This window comes from Saprospiraceae bacterium, from assembly GCA_026129545.1.
In the GTDB taxonomy this organism is placed as follows: Bacteria; Bacteroidota; Bacteroidia; order Chitinophagales; family Saprospiraceae; genus M3007.
Map to the genome: position 1 here is coordinate 590,266 of JAHCHX010000001.1, position 21,860 is coordinate 612,125.

Here is a 21,860-nt window from a genome sequence, read left to right on the forward strand (position 1 = left end):
AAACACACATACCATGAACGACAACAAATTTGATGTGGCCGTCGTAGGCGCTGGCATCGTGGGTTTGGCAGTCGCTTACGCTGCCGCCAAAAAGGGGCAGAAAGTGGTCGTGTTCGAGCGCAACCCGCGCGCGGTGGGTGCCTCGGTGCGCAATTTTGGCTTGCTGTGGCCGGTTGGTCAGCCAGTGGGTCGGTTGCTTGAGCGTGCGCTGCGCAGCCGCGAGATTTGGCTGGAAGTGGCGCGGGCCAGCGGTATTTGGCTCAAACAAAACGGCTCGCTCCATCTGGCTTATCACGACGACGAAATGGCCGTGCTGCGCGATTTCGAGCGTGACTCCGCTGGGGCGGGCTATCAAACCCAATTGCTTGCGCCGCACGAGGTGGCGACTTATTCGCCTGCCGTGAGGGAAAAGGGACTGAAAGGGGCAATGTGGAGCGCGACGGAGTGTACCGTCACCTCCCGACAAGCTATTCCGCAGATTGCCGCGTTTTTGGAAAAAGAGCTTGGTGTGGAGTTTCACTTTGGCTCTGCGGTGACGCATGTGGAGTCGCACATACTGTCCGATTTTTACGAACACTGGCAGGCCGAGCGCATCTTCATTTGCTCTGGTGCGGAGTTTGAGACTTTGTATCCCAAAATTTTCCGCGAGAGCGGCATCACCAAATGCAAGTTGCAAATGCTACGTACTTCTTCGCAACCCTCCGATTGGGACTTGGGGGCATCGCTCTGCGCCGGGCTGACGCTGCTGCATTATTCCTCTTTTGCGCATCTGGAAAGCCTCGCCCCTGTGCGTGAGCGCTACGACCTCGAAACCCCCGACTTTTCGAGGTATGGCATCCATGTGCTGGTGTCGCAAAATTCTTTTGGCGAAATCATACTCGGCGACAGCCACGAATATGGCTGGGATGTGTCGCCTTTCGATAGCGAGGCCATCAATGCGCTGATTCTGGAGTATTTGCACACTTTCGCGCTATTTCCCGCCCCCACGATTGCGGAGACTTGGCATGGCATTTATCCCAAACTGCCGGGGCACACCGATTTTGTGGTGGAGGCTGAGCCGGGGGTCTGGATTGTCAATGGTCTGAGTGGCGCGGGCATGACGATGAGCTTTGGGCTGGCAGAGGAGGTGGTGTAGGCGATTTGCGATTTGCGATTTGCGATTTACGATTTGCGATTTGCGATTTGCGATTGGTGCGAATCAAGGGGTAAAAAAGCCTCGGAGAGGCGAAAATGTTGGTAGAAATTTGCGCGCCCAATGAATCCAAGCCCCGCTCTTGGCGGGGCGAAATACAACGATTTTCGCTTTGGCGGGTTCTGAGGTGTCATCCCGGAAGAATGGAGGGGTGACATCTCAAAAACAGGCCGAGATATCGCCTTTTTCGTTCCTGAAAAGATGACACCTCTTACAAACCGAGAATGGCTGGGCGAAACATTGAACGCTCGTGTCAACATTCCGCCCAAAGCGGGGCTACCCCAACCCTTCATTCGGATGATTTGCGATTGAGCGGCAACTAAGTCGCTGCGGCCACGGCAGCCCCGACCTATTTTATTCGTTGGTTTTTAGAATAGGAGCTCCACCGGAACCACTTGCTTTGCAATGCCCGGCCCTTGATAACAGACATCGAGCCATCCGCCGCCACCGCCGTTGAACCATTCGACCCGGATAGAATGGTCGCCCGGCGGTAATTCTATTTTCCCGGACTTTTCCTGCACGCCGTGGTCGCCGTCGTTGTCCACCACCAATTTGCCGTCGAGGTAAAGTTTGCTGCCGTCGTCGGAACGGGTGAAAAAAGTGTAGCGGCCTGATTCCTTGATGCGAATCTTGCACTCGTACGCCACCGCTATCTGTTGCGGGCGTGGCAGCGGCACCTCGTCGGAGGTGATTTCATAAATGCGCCCCGAAGCCACGGGGCGGAGGCTGCGAAAATCGGGCAGTTGTTTGAGGCCATCCACCAAATAGCAGGTGTATCGAACTGGCGGCTTTTTACCCGCTGGCACGAATCGGTAATGCGCCTCGGCCACTTCGCTTTCCAGTTTTCCTTGGCGAAATACGCCGCTGCGCACCACCGTGTTTTGCTTTGTTGGGATGGGGGCGGTGTAGCGAGGCGATGAGGCGGTGGGGAGTGAGCCGTCGAGGGTGTAGCGCAGTTCGGTGTCGTTTGTCGTGTTGGGATTTTCCATGTGAATGGTGGTGTCGCTGAAAAAGAGGCCGCCTGCCCGTTGGTTGTGGATGGCTTTGGGCAGCAAAATTGGTTTTTCCAAAAAGGTCAGTACCGGGTAGTTGAGGGGTGGCTCGGCGAATCCCTCGAAGGCGCATTGCACGGGGCGACCTATCCAGGCGTAAGGGCGCTCCAAACCGAGCGCAAAGGCTACTGTGGCTGCGTTGTCGTATTGATAGACGGGGGTGGGAATCCGATACCCTTTTTTGATGCCGTGCCCCCACAGTAGGAACGGAATTTCCATCTCGGCCATCGTGAGGCCGCCATGCCCCAGCCCGATGCCGCCGTGGTCAGAAGAGACGATGACCAGCGTTCGGTCGGCGATGCCAGCGGCTTCTATGGCGGCGATGATTTGCCCGATGAGCGAGTCCGCTTTGCTGACAGAGGCGTAGTAAGCAGGGCTGCCGTGTCCCGATTCGTGGCCAGCGTGGTCCACATGGTCAAGGTGCACAAAACAGAACGTGGGTTTTTCTTGCCGAATGAACGCGGCGGCCAATTGCGCGGCGGTGTTTTCGTCGGGCGCGGCGGTGTCGTAGTCCACTGCGGATTTTTCGAACAATCGCCCAAAGCCTCCCCAATGGTAAATGGCGCCGATGGTGGCTTGGGGCATTTGGCCATCTATCTCGCTGAAAATGGTGGGGAAGATGTCCTCCTTGCCTTTCACCACAGGGGGTAGGATGAAGTTGTCGCGCTCATAGTCGTTGCTGTGCACACCGTGTTGCTCCACATCTGCCCCCATGACCATGGAGGCCCAGTTGGAGCTGGAACTGCTGGGGGTGACGCAACGCGCTTGCAGGGTGTAGGCGCCCTCGGCCATCAAGCGGTCGAGCACGGGTGTGGCGGCTTTCCTAATGCCGTCGGGGCTGAGGCCATCCACCCCAATGACGACGACGTGGCGTATGCCGAGGTCTTTGTGGGCTGACGGCTGTGTGGCGCATCCGACCATGATGGAGACCAATAAGGACAGGTTGAGTATTTTGAATGACTTGGTGTGCATGGTGTGGTGGTGGTTGAAAGGTTGAGTGGCGATGAGGTTTGTTCCGCCGCGCCCGCGTTGCCCGATTTTGAGATAACGGTCAACGATATTTTCAAGTGAGTATGCCCCATCACAGAAAACCATATAGCGCCTATACAGCAGGCTCCAAATGCTCGCGCATCAAGTCTTCGAGCCAATCCAAATCGCCCACAGGCTGCCCGCTCACCTTTGCCTGTTCGTCGAGCCTGCGCAATTGCAGATGCCACTCGAACAGCGTATCCTGCTCAAAATCGCGCTGCTCCTCCGCAGTCATCAAGCCACCTTGTTTTTCCAACGTGATTTTGCTGGCTTCCGAAAGCCCTGCATAGTAGGCTGCATCGGTGCTGACCAAGTAGCGTTTGGCTTGCACATGGCCTGCCACAAGACGGGCTATTTTTTCCGAAAACCCCAGTCTGCGCAATTCCCGCGCTCCAATGGCCTCATGGTGCCAAATGCCGTAGCCGTCCATGTTGTCTTCCGGCGCGGTGCCGCACAGGTGGCCGAAGTCGTGGAGAAATGCGGCAAGGATGAATTCGGTATCGTCAGGATGGCCTTGTTGTGCGAGTTGCGCGGTTTGGGCGGCGTGCTCGAGTTGGCTCACGGGTTCGCCGTGATATTCCTCGTGGCCGCGCTCGCGGAATACTGCGAGTATGGTTTGAATGGCTTCGTGTGTGTGGTGGTGTGTCATGGATTTAGAGGGTGATTGAGGGTCATTTAGGGGGTGATTGAGGGTCATTTAGAGGGTCATTTAGGGGGTGATTGGCGGTCATTGAGGTCAGTCAATGGGGTAGTTTTTAAAAAAGAGGAAAAACGGCATTGCGCCGTTTTTCCACCAAACCAAACTCAAATTTGTATGAAGCGTGCTTCTATTTCAGGTGCCACATTTTCGAGTTCAAATCATCGGGGCCTTGGCGCTGCACGGCGGCTTTGTAGGAGGCCTCGTTGAGCGATTGCTCGATAATGGGGTAGCGGAATCGCACGGGTATCATGTTGTTGTTCTGATTGGAGGGGCCGGGCTTGAGTGCGGGGATGCCGGTGCGGCGCCAGTCGAACCACGCTTCCATGCCTTGAAAAAAGAGCGACACCCATTTCTGGAAGCCGATTTTTGAGAGTTTTTCCTGCTGCGAGCCTGTGTAGGCCACTTCTGGGAGGTCGAAATAGCCAGCTGGTACATCAAGTCCGTAAAAATTGAAGGAGCCTTTCACGCCTTGCTCGTAGAAGGTCTTGGCATCGCCTGTAATCAGCCCTTTCTCTGCTGCTTCGGCGAGCAGGAACTGCAACTCCGCGTAGGTCATCACCACGCCTTTGGCGATGGAAAGGCCTGATGTGGAGATGGCTTGCTCGAAATAGAGGGTGCCTATGCGCGACTGGAACTGTGGGCCGCCGTTGTACTGAAGCGCATCCACGTCGTTGAGTCCGTTGGGGAGGCCGACGAATTCTGGAATCGGGTCGGTCTCCGTGTCGGGTGTCGGGCGGAAGAAGATGGGCATACGCGGGTCGTTGAGTGCTTTGAGCGTGTCGAGCAGGGTTTTGCTGGCGCGGAACTCGTTGAACGAACCGATACGGGTGGTGTGCAGGGGGAATTGGTCGGGCGAAGAGGCCGAGTAGGTGTAAACGGCATTGTCCGCCACGCCTCCGAAAAGGGGGTATTGCGCCGGGTTGTCCACGATGGAGCGGAGGTCGGCGCTTACGTCGCGCTTGCGTGAGATGCGCATGAGTGCACGGATGCGCAGCGAGTTGGCGAGTTTTTTCCACTTGTCGAGGTTGCCTTTGAAAATCACGTCGCCAGCCACAGACTCGCTGGAGGTGCCGAGCAGGTCGCTGGCCGTTTTCAAGTCGGCCAAAATACCGTTGTAAATCTGCTCCTGCTCGTCGTATTTCGGGTAGTTCTGACCTTCTTTGGCGTTGATGGCCTCCGAATAAGGCACATCGCCGTAGGCATCGGTGGCGAGCGAGAACATCCAGGACTTCATGATGAGGGCAACGGCTTTGTAGTTGTTTTCGCCGTTGGCCTCGCTCTGCTGGAGCATGATTTTCACGTCGCGCATATTGTCGTACACGTTGTTCCAGATGCTGTTCAGTTCGCCCCAGAGGTAGCGGTCTTCGTTCACGAATTGGTTTTTGGCCGTGTGTTGAATCACGATGTTGCCGATGCCCCAGGTCTCGCCGAGCAGCGCGTTCATCATGTCGCGCTGGATTTGTGGGAGCAGCAAGCCGTTGTTTACCACTGTGGGCGAGTTGGGGTTGGTGTTGATTTCGTCAAAATCTTTGGTGCAGCCCGACGAAAGCGCGATAAGACCGACGATTGCCAATGATTTTAGAAAAATATGTTTCATTGTGTGTGATGTTGAAATGAAGGAAAAATAGGTTGATGGGGTTCAGGCTGTCTCAAAAGGTTGATAAAGTTGATACGGTTGATGAAAGTTGATATGAGGAGTGAAAAGCGGCATGAATCTCTGCCTTTCCGAATCAAAATATCAACCTTCATAAGCTTTGATAAACCCTCATCAACCTTTTGGAGCAGCTTCAACGACATTTAAAACCGGAATCCGACGTTCACGCCCCAGCTCCGGGTGGAGGGCAGGGCCACCGATTCCACGCCGGGGATGACCGTGCCGCCTGCGGTGGAGGAGGTCTCCGGGTCAATGTGCGGCACTTTGGTCCAGAGGGCGAGGTTGCGGCCCACGAGGCTGATGCTGAGGTCGCGCAGGGAGGAATTGCCGAACAGTCTGTTGGGCAAGGTGTATCCGAGGCGTACTTCGCGGAGTTTGGTGAAGGAGGCATCGTAAATCATGCCTTCAATCAGTCGGCGACCGAGCGTGTAGGAGGTGTGCCATTCGCGGGCGCTGAGTTTGGTTTCGTTGGGCTTGAACGAACCATCGCCGTTTTGCACCACGCCTTGTCCGATGACGCCGTTTCCGGGGAGGCTGATGTCGTAGCCGTTGGCTCGACCTTCGAGGGTCTCGATGATTTGCCCGCCTTCGCGGCCTACAGTCTGGGTGTGCGAGTACACTTCGCCACCTCTGCGAATGTCGAACAAGACACCGAGCGACACACCTTTGAATGTGAAGGTGTTGCCGATGCCGCCGAGCCAGTCGGGATTGTAGTTGCCGAGCAAGATACGGCTGGGTGTTTCGATGGGTTTGCCTTGTGCATTGTAGACGATTTGGCCGACGTACTGCCCGGTGGGGTCGTAGTATTTGTCGTTAGGGTCGCTGCTCACGCGGGCAAAACCGATGCCGTACATGCTGCCCATTTGCTCGCCCACACGAGCTTCCACGGTCACATAGCGCGAGGCTAGGACGTAGTTGGTCACTTCTTGACCCGACACGGGGTCGGTGAAAAGGTCTTTGACTTTGCTGCGGTTGCGGGAGAAGTTGAACGCGACATCCCAAGAGAAATGGCGGCTGCGGATGGGCGTGATGTTGAGGGTTACTTCCACGCCTTGGTTTTCAATCAAGCCTGCGTTGATGATACGGGCGCTGTAGCCTGTGGTGTTGGAGAGCGGAATCGGGAGAATCTGGTTCTTGCTCTGGGTGTTGTAGTAAGTGAAATCGAGGCCGAGGCGGTTGCGGAAGAAACGCACGTCGAAACCTGTTTCGATGGAAGTACTGATTTCAGGCTTCAGGTTGGCGTTCACCAACACGCTCGACTCGCTGTAAGAGGGGCTGCCCAACACGGGTTGCTGCGCGTTGAAAATGGTAGCCAACTGGTAGGGGTCGGTGTCGTTGCCCACTTGCGCCACGCCAAAGCGAACTTTTGCAAAGGAGAGGGCGCCGCTTGGGTTGAGGTTGAGCATGTCGCTCACCACGGCGCTCAGGTTGGCGGCGTAGTAGAGGTAGCTGCGCGAATTGCTGGGCAGGGTGCTCGACCAGTCGTTGCGGGCGGAGAGGTCTAGATAAAGGTAGTTGTTGAAGCCCAACTGACCGGTGGCGTAGAGCGAGTTGATGCGCTTTTCCGAAAAGGGCGTGTTCGTGAGGTTTTGCAATGCCACGCGGGAGTTGCTGAGGGCATAAATGCCGGGTACGGCAAGTTCTGGGGCGATGACATCGGAGAAACGACCCACTTGACGCATGGCGTTGCCGCCGAAGCCGAGGTTGAGGTCGAAGCGCTGGCCTAGGGGCTTTTTGTAGCTGATGAGGAAGTCCGTGTTAATCTCGGACAGCCCCAAGCGTTCTTCACGATAGCTGCCGCGCTGGAAGCGCTGTGTGCTGTAGGCACGGCGGCGGGCGCGAAACTCGTTGCTCACGTCTGCGCCGCTACGCAGCATGACGCTCAGCTCGTCGGTCAGGTCGTAGGTCAGCGACACGTTGCCATATACCCGGTTGATGTCTTGGCTGTTAGTGTTTTCGTACAGATTGAAATAGGGGTTGTCGTGGTAGTTGTAGTTGTATCCAAACTGGTTCAGCCCGGTGCGGCCAGCCATCCAGTAGTCGCGCATGGCAGCCAAATCAACCTGGCGGCCGAGCCAGCAGTTGAAGAGGTACATGATGTTCTCGGTGCCGTAGCTCAGGTTGGGGCGGTTGTCGCTTTTGTTGTTGAGGTAGTTGATGGCGGTGCGCACGCGCAGTTTGGAGCTAAGGTTGTAGCCGCCGGCGAATGAAAGCGTGTTGCGCTTCAAGTCTGTGTTTGGCACGGTGCCCACTTGGTCGAGCCAAGTGTAGGAAAGGCGGAAGTCGCCGTTGGGGTTGCTGCCGGTGAGCGCCACGTTGTGCGTTTGCGTCACGCCGGTTTCAAAGAAATCTCTCACGTTGTTGGGGCGAGCCACCCATGGGGTGGGGATAATCTCGCCGCGAGCGGCCAATTGTTTGTCGAGGTCAACCGGGCCGATGGAGGTGAACAGGTTGCCCACGTCGCCGCCACGGAAGCCGTTGGAGGTGGGGGAGTCAAACTGTTTGATGAGCTGCCCTTCGTACCGGGGGCCCCAGCTCTCGTCCACGCCGTCGGCGATGCCGCCTCCGTTGCCATCCCTGAACTCAAAAAAGCCGCCAAGCCCCTGACCATACACGTTTTGATAGTCGGGCAAGCGCAGCACATTTTCAAATGAAACGGTCGAGTTGACAGACACGCCGATGCCTTTTGTGTTTTTCCCGGTCTTGGTCGTTATCAAAATCACGCCGTTGTTGGCACGCGAACCGTAGAGCGCGGCGGCGCTGGCGCCTTTCAGCACGGTGATGGATTCCACGTCGTCGGGGTTGACGAAACCCGCGCCGTTGCCGTAGTCCGCTTCTTGGAAGCTGCTACCGGATGAGCCGCGAAAATCATTGGTGATGGGCACGCCATCCACCACGAAAAGCGGCTGGTTGCGGTTGATGTTGAGCGAGCGCTCGCCGCGTATGGTGATGCGGGAAGAAGAGCCGATGCCCGATGGGTTGCCCACGATGGTGACGCCAGCCACCTTGCCAGCCAGCGAATTGACGATGTTCGTCTCGCGGGCCTTGGTCAAATCTTCGCCTTTTACTTCCTGAGCGGCATAGCCCAACGATTTTTTCTCGCGGCTGATGCCAAGCGCCGTCACAATGACTTCTTGCAACTTGGTGTCTTGCGTGAGCGAAATGTTCAGGATGGGCGATGTGCCGACGGTGACGGTTTGAGCGGCATAGCCGACCAATGTCACGACAAGCACTTCGCCGGGTGCGGCATCCAAGGCAAAATTGCCATCGGCATCAGATACGGTGCCGCGCGATTGCCCTTGCACCGCGATGGTGGCACCGGGCAAAGTTTCGTTGGTCTGGGCATCCTTCACAGTGCCGCTCAGACGCTGAGCATTGGCACTTGCTAAGGACAAGAGAAGTGCTACAAGGGCATAGAACACACCCTTGAAGGTTTGGAAAAAAGCCTTCATAGATAGAAAAAGTTGAGTGATGGAAAAGTGATTAAATCCTTTAGCGGAAAAATGCCCGCCGGGCAAATGGAATGTTTGGAAAACAAAGCGGAAGAACCGGGAAACATTTCCCCGACCGAATCGGCGGCAAAAGTAGAGGGGCGCTCGCGCAGGGTCGGAAAGAGCGGTTTAAGTTTGGGTTAAGTTGTTGAGAAGCAATTGGTTGGTTAACTTATTGTAACCTTCGTGTGGAAGTGAAGTAAACTGGCTGATTCAAATCTCTTGGAGCGGGGTTGATGTTGCGAAAGACACTTTGTGGAAAGTAGGGCATCAGTCGTTGAGCTGCGCGGTCCAGATGCTGATTTCCTGTTCTCCATGATTGAGCACTACTGGCAAATCGGGCCGGGTCACGGCATTGACCAACACGCCTTCGTTTTCAAAGCCCCTGAACAGGCAAAATTCAAGGCGGTGGGCATGAGAGGTGTAGTAGGTGAGGTATTCCTCAATGACCAAACGCACTTTTTCGAAGCCGAACCAGTTGTCCGCGTCGAACTGATAAAACCACAGGGCAAAAGCAAAACTTCCGTAGTGCGCGTCGGGGAAAAACTCGGGCTGGCTTTTTTGGAGCAATAAATTGGCCAATCGGGCAGCTTTTGGGCTTCCGAGCTTGTGCGCGGCCATCAGCTCCACCTGCATCCCCACCCAGGTCGTGAGATGCGCAATGTTTTGCGCGATTTCCAAAAAGCTTTTTCGATTGTCAAACCGAACGGTGTGATGCTCGAGCTCCCAATTTTCCAGTATCACATGCTCGTACATTTTGCCGCGAAAGTGCTTGGCTGCCGGGATGGCTACGCTATGCGCCAAATCTTTGAGCTTGTCGGTGCCGAACCCCGCGACGCTCAATACCTGATTGATGCTGCCGAATCGTTTTCCGGGCAGTTTGTCGCGCTTGTCGAGCAGGCGCTGCGCGACCTCTCTGCCGATGGTGTAGCCATTTCCTTGGTGGTCTTGCACCACGTTCGGGTTGATGATGTCTTCCGCGCTTTTGGCATGATTGAGAAAGAGTAGGATGCGCTCGTGTATATGTTTGCCGATAGTCATGGCAGGAAATTTTGCTAAGACATTGGGTGTGCCGTAATTTGAAATTTTGCCACAAAGGCGCGAAGACACAGAGATTTTATACCCGGCATCGCCAAGTTTTGGGCATGATTGCAAACGCAACCTGCTCAAAATAAATGACATAAATCATGCTCGTCTGACCAATCCTAGCGAATCAAGGTGTAAAACAAGTTCTTTGAGTCTTTGCGACTTTGTGGCAACCTCAGGATATTTGAATCACGGTGTACTCAGTTGACGCCATAGATATATGGCAACTGCTCGTCATCGGGCCAACGCGGGATGATGATGAAAAAACCATGGTCAGACAGGTCGGGCAGCGAAAGGGAGAAGAGCCAGTTGTCCTCCACCGCCTCTCCGTTGCTCGGGTTGTTTTCGGAGCACTCGATGGGCAAAAACTCGATTTGACCGCTTTTGAGGTATCGCATGATATGATGCTTGATGGCGGCGCGATACTCCATCGGGTCGTCAAAATCTTGTTCGTCCACTTCGTCCCGGTGCACTTCCTTGACGATGTTGAAAACTGATTGGGGCGTGAGATAATCGTGGAGAGTCGTGTTGAGTGCCTGACGAAGTATCCCGGGAAAGTATCTCCAATCGGGGCCAAAACGGTGTCGTTGGGCCTCGTAATTCTCCTGCGAGATGGTCCATCGCAAACCCTCCAATCCGAACTCTTCGTGCACCACGTGCTTGATGGAATCTTCGAACGCTGTGTCGTTGGGGATGAAACCGTCGTTCCAGCTGGCGTTTTCGATGTCGCCTGTACGATTGGCGGTGATGATGAAGCGCACGTTGGTCTTGCGCGGCATTTCCAAACCGAACACCCAAACGTCGTCCGTGTCGGGCCAGAAATTTTCCGGCACCGGGAAAGCGGGGGCATCGGGCGAAGAAAGCAAGCGGAGCTTTCCAGTCTCAATGTATTCGCGTTGGTAAGCTTGGATGGATTTGTCAGGGTCGGGCCAAATTTCCTGCATGATGAAATCGCGGAAGGAAAAGCTGCTTTCCCCATTGAAGATGCCTTCGTGTAAGGCGGCGAAAAGCGAGTTGCCAAAGTTCTGGTTGGGCGTGAGCGCCAGTTGGCGCTGCACTTCATCGGTGTCAATGTCCAATTCCAGATTGAGAAATTGCGCGAATTGACGTGTCACTTTGACTATCAAGTTGTCCAAGTCGAGCGTTCTGGAAAAGTAGCCTATGCTGTACTGCGTAGGTTGGTCGCGCAGCACAAAGGCTGCAAATTGCGCGGGGAATAGGTCTGGTATATGTAGGCCAAACATCCAGAAACGCTGAAAATCAAGCGATTCGGGCAAGTCAAAGTCCAAAGGGGCTTGTGTCGTCGTAGGTTCGGCAGGGATGAGCAGGAGCGTGCCAGTATTCAGATACGATTTCAGAATTTCCTCCGGCGAGTTGCTTTCGTTGTAAGCCAAGTCGCGGCGCGACACTACGGCGACAAGGCTCAATTGGCCTTGTCCCCAGCGCAGAAAGGCTGACAGCGCCCCACGCAGCGCAGGGATAAAGCCTCTCGAAGGGAAATTCTTGTGTTGGCGCGCTACTTCGTTGAGGTCTATTTTCCACTTGAGGCCGCGCAGCCCGAATTCGTGGCGCACGACCCGGCGAATGAGCTTGTCGAGGTCGCCAATGTTGTTGAGTTCAAACTGCTCATCAAGCCATTTCTTCGCAGGTTCGGTGAAAGTGTACTGTTGAGCGACGTATTGCAGGGTACGCCATTCAATGTCGGTGATGCCTCGGCCATCGAGTGCCATTTGGTAAAGTTGCTGGATTTCTTCGAGCGAAATACGGCTTTCACCGCGTCCTTGCGTGAAGGATTCGGCAGCTAGGAGTAGGTTGCGGTCGTAGCGCACCCCTCTGATGATTTTGTAGTAGGACATAAGATGCAAGATTTGATTTTGAGCCTGCAACCTATGCGCGACTTGTGAACAGGGCGTTAAACCAAAATTAAGAATGATGTGAACGTGGAGGAAGTGTGCAGGACGCTCACAAATGCCCTAAGCGGATTTTTCGGATTTTTGCCCCAAAAACGCACTATGAGAATACTATGGCTTGTCTTGCTGCTGTGCGCGACGGGCGGGAAACGCCTGCGAGGGCAAATCGTGAACATCGAAGATTTGAGAATCCAAACCACCAACGACTCCACGCGCTGGTACGGCACGCTGCGAGCGGCGTTCAACTACACCAAGGTACAACAGACCGTGTATCAGTGGCAGGCGGACTCGCGGGTACAATACAAGCGTCAGCGCCACATCGGCTTGCTGCTGCTCAATTACAACCTGCTGAAAGCGGGCAACAACGATTTCTTGAACAGTGCCTTCGCGCACCTGCGCTACAATTACAACCTGACCGACTCGTGGGTGTGGGAGGCGTATGGCCAGATGCAGACGAACCGGCTGATATTGATTCGCAATCGGAACTTGGTCGGCACGGGTTTGCGCAAACGATTCTTGTTGAGCGCCGACAAGCGCAGTCGCCTTTACCTCGGCGCTTCTTGGATGTGGGAGCGCAACGAATTTCTGGAGGAGCCTCGCCAACTCTCGTGGAACCGACTCAGCACCTACATTTCGGTATCGCTGCGACCGCCCGACAGCAAAATTGCGCTTGTCGCCACTAACTATTGGCAACCAGTGGTCGGACTCATCAAAAACTACCGCTTTTTGTCTGATTGGGCTTTGGTGATACCGATTCACCGGAAACTGAATTTTACGCTCAATTTTACCTTCACAAGAGAAATTGGCTTGCCCGAGGGCGCTCCTGTCGAGACGGTCAACTGGCGCAATGGCCTTTTGCTGACGCTGTAGATGGCGACGGCTTTTTCCAAAAAAACAGCGGGCATCCCGACCTGTGTCGAAATGCCCTTTGCGATGCGTGTTTTTTTACTCCAAAAGCACATTCTCACATTCAAAAACCTGCGCCTCCATTCAGTTCAACTTGTCCAAGTCCCGAATCAAAATAGAGTTGCGGTTGAAGTGAATCAGGTTCGACTTGCGCAGTTCGTTGAGAATCGCCGTCACGGTTTGGCGACTTGCGCCGACGAGGTTGGCGATGTCCTGTTGAGTGAGGCCGTGTTTCAGCAGCGTTTCAAAACCCACTTGGCGGCCTCTTTCCCCGGCGCTTTCTTTCAAGAACTCCACGATGCGCGTGCGCACGTCCTTGAGGATGAGCGATTCCCACTGGCGTTCGGCTTTGCGGAGCCGTTCGCCGATAAAAAGCATCACGGATTGCGACAAATGGAAATGTTGCTGCATCAAATGTCTGAAATCATCTACTTTCACCCGGAAATAAGTGACATCTTGGTTCATGCTGGAGGCAAACTCTGCACGCTGTTGCTCGCCAGTGAGACCCAACTCGCCAAACACAGTGTAGGGATGTTGAATACTTTTGATGATTTCGCGGCCATCAGGTGAAAAAATCCCGATTTTCACCGCGCCATTGGTAAGCATACAGATGTAGTCGCTCGGCTCGTCGGCCAAGTAGATGAAAGAATGTTTCGGAGTGGTTTTCAGTTCGCCCATTTGCGCAAGCCGTTGCAAGTCGGCCTGCGAGAGCGACGAGAGCAACGGAAAACGCTGTAATGTGCTGAGCAAGGTTGGTGCGTCCATAGATTCTGCCTTTCGGTTTTGACAAGTGACAGGGAGGCGACATTCTGTAAAACCAAAACTGTGCCAAGCGAATCCTCAAAAACGCATTCAAACACATTCAATGGGGTTTGGGCTACCTTTCACCCCAAACTGGTTAGCGTATCGCGGAACGCCTTGCGCCAAGATGAATCATTCTTTTTAGTCAATAAAACCACCTTGCCCCGACGACTACCTTCGGGCTTAATTCCCAACAACAAGCAGAACCATGCCAACTGTCAAATTTCATTCGCTACTCACCGACTTCGACATCGCATTATATCAAGCGGGCAAACACTTCCAGTTGCACCACAAAATGGGCAGCCACATCGTGGAGGTGGACGGCCAACGTGGTGTATGCTTTTCCGTGTGGGCACCCAATGCCAAGCGCGTCAGCGTCACCGGCGATTTTAATGGCTGGAATCCCGACGCACACATCCTCAACCCCCGTTGGGACAGCAGCGGCATCTGGGAAGGCTTTATTCCCGGCCTTGACAAAGGCACTGTGTATAAATACCACGTCAAAACATGGGACGGATTCGGCCTCGACAAAGGCGACCCTTTCGCCCTGTTGTGGGAAACACCGCCCAAAACTGCTTCCATTGTCTGGGAATTTGACTACAAATGGAAAGATGAAAAATGGCTGAAAACTCGACGCGAACGCGCCTTCAAGCCACAGCCGTGGTCAGTGTATGAGGTGCACCCCGGCTCGTGGAAAAAGATTCCGAAAGAAATGAACCGCTCGCTCAACTTCCGCGAAATGGCCGACGACCTCGTGCCTTACGTCAAAGACATGGGCTTTACCCACATCGAATTCATGCCCGTCATGGAGCACCCCTACTTCCCCTCGTGGGGCTACCAAATCACGGGTTATTTCGCGCCGACGAGCCGCTCGGGCCAGCCCGAGGATTTGATGCACTTGATAGACAAATGCCACGAGGCGGGCATTGGGGTCATACTCGACTGGGTTCCCTCGCATTTCCCCAGCGACATACACGGGCTGTATTTGTTTGATGGCACGCACATCTACGAGTATTCCGATATGCGCCGGGGGTATCACCCGGATTGGAACAGTTATGTGTTCGACTACGGTCGCAACGAAGTGCGCTCGTTCCTCATATCCAACGCCTTGTTCTGGTTGGAGCACTATCATGTGGACGGGCTGCGAGTGGATGCGGTCGCTTCCATGCTCTATCACGACTATTCGCGCAAAGAAGGGGAGTGGATTCCGAACATTTATGGCGGCAGGGAAAATCTGGAAGCCATTTCTTTCCTCAAAGACTTCAACGAGGCTGTTTCAAAAAATTATCCCGGCGTGGAGACCATTGCCGAAGAAAGCACGGCCTTCCCGGCGGTGACGCATCCCACGTTCGATGGCGGCCTCGGCTTCGGCCAAAAATGGATGATGGGCTGGATGCACGATACCATAGAGTACTTCAAGCGCCCTCCCATTTTCCGCCGCTGGCATCAAAGCGAAATCACCTTCTCGATGATTTACGCTTTTTCCGAAAAATTCATGCTCCCCCTCAGCCACGACGAGGTGGTGCACATGAAAGCCAGCCTGCTTTACAAAATGCCCGGCGACGAATGGCAAAAGTTCGCCAACCTTCGCGCCCTCTTCGGCCACCAATGGACGCACCCAGGCTCGCAAATCCTCTTCATGGGCGGCGAAATCGGGCAAACCAGCGAATGGAGCCACGACCTCGGCGTGGCTTGGCACTTGCTTCAATACGACCTCCACAAAGGCGTGCAGGCTTGGGTGAAAGACCTCAACCATCTCTACACCTCACGCAAGGCGCTTTGGCTCAATGCTTTTTCACCCGAAGGATACGAGTGGATTTCGGGCGACGACACCGAAAACTGTGTGCTCGCTTACCTCCGCAAAGGCGGGCCGGGCGACAAGGTGCTGCTCGTGATTTGTCATTTCAATGCCAACGTTATGGCTGAATACACCGTTGGGGTACCCTACGGAGGTGTCTGGAGAGAGGTGCTCAATAGCGATGACAAAAAGTATGGCGGCACCGGCATCGTGAATGGAACATTAAAAGCTAAAAAAGCAGCCTCTCACGGGAAGGAGTATTCGGTCACGTTCCAACTGCCCCCCTTGTGCGTGATGATTTTTGAAGGGGAGGAGGCGCCAGCCCCCAAGCAAAAGGCCGACGGGCGCGAAATGAAAAAGGCAGGAACCGGGAAAAAGTCCCCCTCAACCCGCAAACAAAAGACCCAAAAAGCCTGACAAAGGGGCAATTTGAAACGCCCCCTGAAAAACCGCTATCTTTGTTTCCATAAAACAGTAGATAATGAGTGCAATAGACACCGCTCCGAGCACATTCACAGGCATTGCACTCCGGATGCCAAATGGCGGCATGACGGACGAGCAATTCTATCAGTTCTGCATGCTCAACCCAGACCTGCGCATCGAGAGAACGCCTGACAAAATTATTGAAATAATGCCTCCTACCAATTCAGAAACTGGCAAACAGAACTTCACTCTTAGTGGAGAAATTTATATTTGGCACAAAAAAAACAAATTGGGTGAAGGCTTTGATTCATCTACTGGATTCAAGCTGCCGAATGGCGCGGAGCGTTCGCCCGATGCAGCGTGGATATCCAGCGAGCGTTGGAACGCCATTCCCAAAGATAAAAGACAACGGTTTGCTCCCATCGCCCCCGATTTTGTGGCTGAAATACGCTCCAGCGACCAGTCCCTCAATCATTTGAAAGATAAAATGGAAGAATACATCGAGTGTGGCTGCCAGTTGGCGTGGCTCATTGACCCGAAAAGCCGCAAGACTTGGGTCTATCAATCCAACGGCGACATCCATACCATCCCCTTCGAAGAGCCTTTGAGTGGCGGCGACGTGATGCCTGGTTTTGAGGTGAGGATGGCCGATGTTTTTGAATGACAAAAGCCTACTTGTCCAAAAAACCGATGTTGCGTTTCAAGCCCGCGTGCTTCACTCTTTTGACCGCCGATTTTTTGAAAACTTTTCCGAACACATCCTCTGTCAGTTCGAGCCAATCGCGGCGGCTCATCCGCAACAAATCTGGATGCGGCTCGAACGCCGGCTCCGAGTGCCGCTCGGAAAAACGATTCCACGGGCACACATCCTGACACACGTCGCAACCAAACATCCAATTGTCCATTTTGCCTTTGAACTCAGGCGGGATTTCGTCGCGCAGCTCGATGGTCAGGTAAGAAATACACTTCGAGGCATCGAGAAAATAGCCTTCCGGCGAAATAGCCTCTGTCGGGCAAGCCTCTATGCAGCGTCGGCAAGTGCCGCAGTGGTCGCGGATGGGAGCGTCGTAGAGCAGCGGCAAATCGCAGATTATTTCTGCCAAAAAGAAAAACGACCCTCGTTTCGGGTGAATCGTCAGGGTGTTGCGCCCATTCCAGCCGAGGCCGGCGCGTTGCGCCCATTCGCGTTCCATCACCGGGGCACTGTCCACGAAACAACGCCCGTTCACTTCGCCGATTTCTGCCTGCATGAATTGCAACAGACTTTTTAGTTTGTCTTTCACGACAAAATGATAATCCTCTCCGAAGGCATAAGTGGCGAGTTTTGGCGCTTCTGGGTCTTCCTGCTTTTTATCCGTGAAATAATTGAACGTCAGGCAAATCACCGTCTTTGCGCCCGGCATCAACTTGGTCGGGTCAATGCGCAGGTCGAAATGATTTTCCATGTAGGCCATGCGACCGTGCGCACCCGCGTGCAGCCATTGCTCCAAACGCCGCGCTTCCTCGTCGAGCCGCTCGGCACGAGCAAAACCCACAAACTCGAATCCTAATCGCTGGGCTTCGGCTCGAATCATGCTTGAGTGTCGTTGAATGTTGGCAGCGTTTTGCATAGGGCGAAAATAAAGATGTTTCACTTTCCCTACCTTTGCCCGCCTTTTTCAAATAAACATTGCCAAAAATGAAATTCGCCACAAAAGTCATACACGCGGGCATAGAACCCGACCCATCCACCGGGGCGATTATGACCCCTATTTTCCAAACCTCCACTTATGTGCAAGCCGCGCCCGGCGCTCACAAGGGCTACGAATACGCTCGCACCCAAAACCCCACGCGCTCGGTGCTCGAGAAAAACCTCGCCGCGCTCGAAAATGGCACGGACGCAATATGCTTCGCCTCAGGCTTAGCCGCGCAGGATGCCGTGATGAAACTGCTGAAATCCGGCGACGAGGTGCTGGCCGTCAACGACTTGTATGGCGGCTCCTATCGCCAGATGGTGCGCGTGTGGGGGCAGTGGGGGCTGAAAAGCCGCTTCGTGGATATGTACGACGCAAGTAAGGTGGAGCGAGAAATCAGCCCCGACACGAAACTCTTATGGCTCGAGACGCCTACCAACCCGATGCTCAACATCGTGGACATAGAAGCGGTGTGCGCCGTGGCCAAGCGTCGCGGCATACTCGTTTGCGTGGACAATACTTTTGCCTCGCCTTATCTGCAAAACCCGCTTGACTTGGGTGCCGACATCGTGTTGCATTCCGCCACCAAATATATCGGCGGCCATTCCGACGTGGTGCATGGCTGTTTGGTTGTGAAAGATGCGTCGTTGGCTGAGCGACTTCATTTTCTCCAAAACGCCAGCGGGGCGGTGCCGGGGCCTCAGGATTGTTTCCTCATTTTGCGTGGCATCAAGACGCTTCACCTGCGGGTGCAGCGCGCTTGCGAAAACGCCGCCGTCATAGCCGAATACTTGGCAGCGCACCCCAAAGTGGGCAAGGTATATTGGCCGGGCTTTCACGCCCACCGCAACCACGACATCGCTCGCCGTCAGATGCGGATGTTCGGCGCGATGGTTTCGTTCGACCTGAAAAACAACACGGTGGAAAATGCCACTAAGGTGTTGAGCGGTACCCACTTGTTTTCCTTGGCCGAGTCGCTCGGTGGCGTGGAGTCGCTCATCGGCCACCCTGCCAGCATGACCCACGCCAGCATCCCGCGCGAGGAGCGGCTGAAAGTAGGGCTTACCGACTCGCTTATCCGCCTCAGCGTGGGCGTGGAGGATGCGGATGATTTGATGGCGGATTTGGAAGGGGCGTTGGGGGGTGTTTGAATTGCCAAAAATTTGGCATTAGAGCAAGATTCTTTTTAGTGGCTCGACAAATTAACATTGAACTGTTTGGAAAATGCTTGGGTAAAGTGGGAAATTTGTTACAACTACATTCGCACAAACTCAAGCATTTCCATTGAATGAAATTTGCAATCTTCCCCTCCCTCTGTCTATTCCTGTTTTTGTCTCCACGCGCTGTTTCTCAAAGCATAATTTCGGGTGTCGTCAATGATTACACGCCAGTACTGGCTATCATAGGTTGTGATGAGAGTACTCTACAAGTAGGCTCTTCCGCTGCTTTTTCATCCAATGATAAAGTGTTGATTATCCACATGCAAGGCGCTGTAGTCAATTTGTCGAATACTAATGTCTTCGGTAGTATTCTGAATACAGGCAATGCAGGCAATTGTGAGCTCAACCGTGTCAAAAGTATTTCCGGCAACCAGATAAGCCTTCTTTACAGGCTCGAAAAGGATTATGATGTGAACGGGAAAGTGCAATTGGTTAGGGTGCCTGAATATGGCAACATCACGGCAAATGGCTTGACTTGCAAGCCATGGGATGGCACAACAGGTGGGGTGTTGATTGTGGAGGCGAGTGGAACACTAACCCTGCAAGCTGGTGCCGATGTGACTGGAAGAGGGTTCAGAGGGGGCAAAATGGTGAATGCCAACGGAGGCGCTTCTCATGAAACCCAATATTACTATCCCCCGACCCGTATCGTTCCGCTGAAAAAGGTGAAGGAGTCGCAATCATGCCGATTGATTATTCTTATGGGCGTGGGCGAGCAGCCAACGGCGGTGGGGGCGGCAATGGTCACAATGGCGGCGGCAACGGCGGGGTCGGAGGAAACGGTGGATTGGAGTATTGGTATGCTCCCGGAGCCCCCACATTGGGTACAGATGGGGTAGGTGGTTTAAAGGTGTTTGAATCTGATGTGCAACGAGTCATAATGGGAGGGGGAGGAGGAGCTGGCCATACCAACGACAACGTGGGAAGTTCAGGTGGTAATGGAGGCGGCATCATAATTTTAAGGGCAAAAGAGATAGTGACATCTGGAGGTGCGGCAGTTCTATTGGCAAATGGCGCTGACGTTTTAAAATTTGGCAATAACAATAATGACGGTCAAGGCGGCGGCGGTGCTGGAGGTACGATATTGATTGAGGCCGAGGCGGTAAATGGCATGTTGTATTGTGACCTGAAAGGTGGGCGGGGCGGCGACTGTTTGTTCTATGTCATGGTGCAAATAATAGGTGCGGGTGGCGGCGGCTCAGGCGGCAAATTGATGCTGTCGCAGAGTTTTCCCAGTGTTTCGGCAAATTTGGTCGGAGGGGCAAATGGCATGGCAAATCAAAATCAAACCAATGGTGCTCAGCCGGGGCAACAGGGCGTGCTGTTAGCAGGCGCAAGCATTATGGAAGGAACAGTGCCAGCAGGGGTTCAGATGATTTCCCAATCCCTCACCCTCTGCCCCAACTCCTCCATCACCCTCAATGGCAAGACCTTTGACCAGCCCGGCGTGTTCATGGACACCCTTGCAGGGTTGGTCGGTTGTGACACCATCATCACCTATCATGTTCAATTCGCGCCTTACGACGTGGTGTTCGACATCGAGGATGTCTTTTGCGTGGATGGCAAGCAGCGGCTCCGTTATTCGCTCTGCAATCGCGGTGCGAGCGATTGGCCCGACGAGATAGAAGTCGCTTTTTTCGATGCTGACCCGACCAAGGGTGCGGCCAACCAGTTGGGCGTGTTGAGCTTCCCCACTGCCGGGGCCGATAGCTGCATCAGTGGCGTGCTTCCTGATTTTCCACTCGCCGCACAATTGCCCAGTGGCTCCGCGCTCTATTCGGTCGCCAACTTCAACGGCTCGCTTTCAGCCCCTTTCTCTTTTGATGATTTTCCCGCGACCATGCTCGATGAGTGTGACTACACAAACAACTTGGACAGTTTTGTCATCCAACTACCCGGCTCCGAGGTGTCAATACGCGACGAAAATTGCAAACATCCCGGCGAAATAATCATCACGGCCAATGGCGGGACACCTCCATTCGAGTACAAACTGAACGACGGCCCGTGGGGAAGCGCCAACATCTTTGGTGGCTTGGGCGCGGGCGACTATTCACTTTCAGTCAGGGATGCGTCGGGGTGCGAAGGAACGGGTACCTACACCATTCAGCCATATGTCCCTTTGGCGATTCGTTTGGACAGTATTGGCCACATTGACTGCACACAGCACGAGGGATTCATAGCGGTGAGCGCGACGGGGGGGGGCGGCTCCCTACCTTTTTCAATTGCTTACCGGAACCCCACAACCAACCGGATACTTTGAAAACCTGCTTTCTGGCACATACGCTGTCGTGGTCACTGACAAAGACACCTGCGACGGGCGACTGGAAGGATTGTCGGTCGCGGAATCGCTTGATTCCGCTGTTGTTTTTCAGACAGTTGATTTGTGTGACGAACTCTTTTTCACATTCCCCAATGGCGATAGCACTCAAAAGGCTGGCACCTACCCAATCGTGCTGACTCGCGCCAACGGCTGCGACAGTACCCTGCTGATTACGGTTGGCATTTCGCCCAATAACTTTTACGTCCCCAATGTTTTTGCCCCCAACAAATACGGCGAAAACGAAGCCTTCACCATTTTCACCAACCCTGACTGTATCCAGACAGTCAAGTTGTTGCAAATCTACGACCGCTGGGGCAGTTTGATTTTTGAGCGGGCCAACTTCCCACCCAACGACCTCGGACAAGGCTGGAGAGGCGACCACAAAGGCAAGCCGATGCCCACAGGTGTCTATGCCTACTACGTCGAGCTCCAATTGAACAACGGCGCCATCGTCCCACATTCAGGCGATGTCACCATTATTCGCTGATGTGGAGCGGCTTACCCATATTTTTGTAAAATAGGGCATTTGTGCAATTTTATGCACTATTGTCGCCGTATTAGTTACTTTTGTCGTTCGCAACCCCCTCCCACCTTACAACCCCGCC

At 54.1% G+C, this 21,860-nt stretch carries 15 protein-coding genes; 7 read left to right on the forward strand and 8 right to left on the reverse strand.

Going from position 1 to position 21,860, the window contains the following annotated elements; translation table 11 throughout:
• The first annotated feature begins 13 nt into the window (after window positions 1-13).
• Window positions 14-1,135, forward strand: a complete 1,122-nt coding sequence (locus KIS77_02080; GenBank protein ID MCW5921103.1) for a TIGR03364 family FAD-dependent oxidoreductase — start codon at window positions 14-16, stop codon at window positions 1,133-1,135.
• A 425-nt stretch (window positions 1,136-1,560) separates the two neighbouring features.
• On the opposite strand, the gene KIS77_02085 is transcribed toward KIS77_02080, so the two are convergent.
• From KIS77_02085 to KIS77_02110, 6 genes are all read right to left on the reverse strand, one after another.
• Complete coding sequence (locus tag KIS77_02085) at window positions 1,561-3,339, reverse strand: alkaline phosphatase family protein (GenBank protein ID MCW5921104.1); 1,779 nt, start codon at window positions 3,337-3,339, stop codon at window positions 1,561-1,563.
• A 7-nt stretch (window positions 3,340-3,346) separates the two neighbouring features.
• Window positions 3,347-3,922: a hypothetical protein gene (locus KIS77_02090; protein ID MCW5921105.1), complete on the reverse strand. Its 576-nt coding sequence runs from the start codon at window positions 3,920-3,922 to the stop codon at window positions 3,347-3,349.
• A gap of 178 nt (window positions 3,923-4,100) precedes the next feature.
• A complete protein-coding gene (locus KIS77_02095) occupies window positions 4,101-5,570 on the reverse strand; it encodes a SusD/RagB family nutrient-binding outer membrane lipoprotein (protein MCW5921106.1) in 1,470 nt (489 codons plus the stop codon).
• Window positions 5,571-5,770: 200 nt separating this feature from the next.
• Entirely contained in the window at window positions 5,771-9,079 is a 3,309-nt protein-coding gene (locus tag KIS77_02100) for a SusC/RagA family TonB-linked outer membrane protein (GenBank protein ID MCW5921107.1), read from the reverse strand.
• Window positions 9,080-9,388: 309 nt separating this feature from the next.
• The gene (locus tag KIS77_02105) at window positions 9,389-10,159 is read right to left on the reverse strand and encodes a hypothetical protein (protein ID MCW5921108.1); all 771 of its coding nucleotides are present in this window, start codon (window positions 10,157-10,159) and stop codon (window positions 9,389-9,391) included.
• A 245-nt stretch (window positions 10,160-10,404) separates the two neighbouring features.
• Complete coding sequence (locus tag KIS77_02110; GenBank protein MCW5921109.1) at window positions 10,405-12,060, reverse strand: hypothetical protein; 1,656 nt, start codon at window positions 12,058-12,060, stop codon at window positions 10,405-10,407.
• A gap of 156 nt (window positions 12,061-12,216) precedes the next feature.
• Between KIS77_02110 and KIS77_02115 the strand changes: the two genes are divergently transcribed.
• Window positions 12,217-12,984 carry a DUF481 domain-containing protein gene (locus KIS77_02115; GenBank protein ID MCW5921110.1) on the forward strand — a complete coding sequence of 256 codons (768 nt, stop codon included), beginning with the start codon at window positions 12,217-12,219 and terminating at the stop codon, window positions 12,982-12,984.
• 120 nt (window positions 12,985-13,104) lie between these two features.
• On the opposite strand, the gene KIS77_02120 is transcribed toward KIS77_02115, so the two are convergent.
• Window positions 13,105-13,785 carry a Crp/Fnr family transcriptional regulator gene (locus KIS77_02120; GenBank protein MCW5921111.1) on the reverse strand — a complete coding sequence of 227 codons (681 nt, stop codon included), beginning with the start codon at window positions 13,783-13,785 and terminating at the stop codon, window positions 13,105-13,107.
• Between the two features lie 244 nt (window positions 13,786-14,029).
• Here KIS77_02120 and glgB point away from each other — a divergent pair, with 244 nt between their 5' ends.
• Together glgB and KIS77_02130 are read left to right on the forward strand one after the other, a co-directional pair.
• The gene (glgB, locus tag KIS77_02125) at window positions 14,030-16,036 is read left to right on the forward strand and encodes a 1,4-alpha-glucan branching protein GlgB (protein MCW5921112.1); all 2,007 of its coding nucleotides are present in this window, start codon (window positions 14,030-14,032) and stop codon (window positions 16,034-16,036) included.
• Between the two features lie 64 nt (window positions 16,037-16,100).
• The gene (locus tag KIS77_02130) at window positions 16,101-16,706 is read left to right on the forward strand and encodes a Uma2 family endonuclease (GenBank protein ID MCW5921113.1); all 606 of its coding nucleotides are present in this window, start codon (window positions 16,101-16,103) and stop codon (window positions 16,704-16,706) included.
• Window positions 16,707-16,713: 7 nt separating this feature from the next.
• Here KIS77_02130 and queG read toward each other — a convergent pair whose 3' ends face one another.
• A complete protein-coding gene (gene queG, locus KIS77_02135; protein ID MCW5921114.1) occupies window positions 16,714-17,652 on the reverse strand; it encodes a tRNA epoxyqueuosine(34) reductase QueG in 939 nt (312 codons plus the stop codon).
• Window positions 17,653-17,720: 68 nt separating this feature from the next.
• Here queG and KIS77_02140 point away from each other — a divergent pair, with 68 nt between their 5' ends.
• The 3 genes from KIS77_02140 (at window position 17,721) to KIS77_02150 (ending at window position 21,742) form a co-directional block, all read left to right on the forward strand.
• The gene (locus KIS77_02140) at window positions 17,721-18,866 is read left to right on the forward strand and encodes a PLP-dependent transferase (GenBank protein MCW5921115.1); all 1,146 of its coding nucleotides are present in this window, start codon (window positions 17,721-17,723) and stop codon (window positions 18,864-18,866) included.
• A 751-nt stretch (window positions 18,867-19,617) separates the two neighbouring features.
• Window positions 19,618-21,195 carry a hypothetical protein gene (locus KIS77_02145; protein ID MCW5921116.1) on the forward strand — a complete coding sequence of 526 codons (1,578 nt, stop codon included), beginning with the start codon at window positions 19,618-19,620 and terminating at the stop codon, window positions 21,193-21,195.
• On the forward strand, window positions 21,158-21,742 hold the full coding sequence (locus KIS77_02150; protein MCW5921117.1) for a gliding motility-associated C-terminal domain-containing protein: 585 nt from the start codon (window positions 21,158-21,160) through the stop codon (window positions 21,740-21,742). Before KIS77_02145 ends, KIS77_02150 begins: the two co-directional genes overlap by 38 nt.
• The last annotated feature ends 118 nt before the right edge of the window (window positions 21,743-21,860 follow it).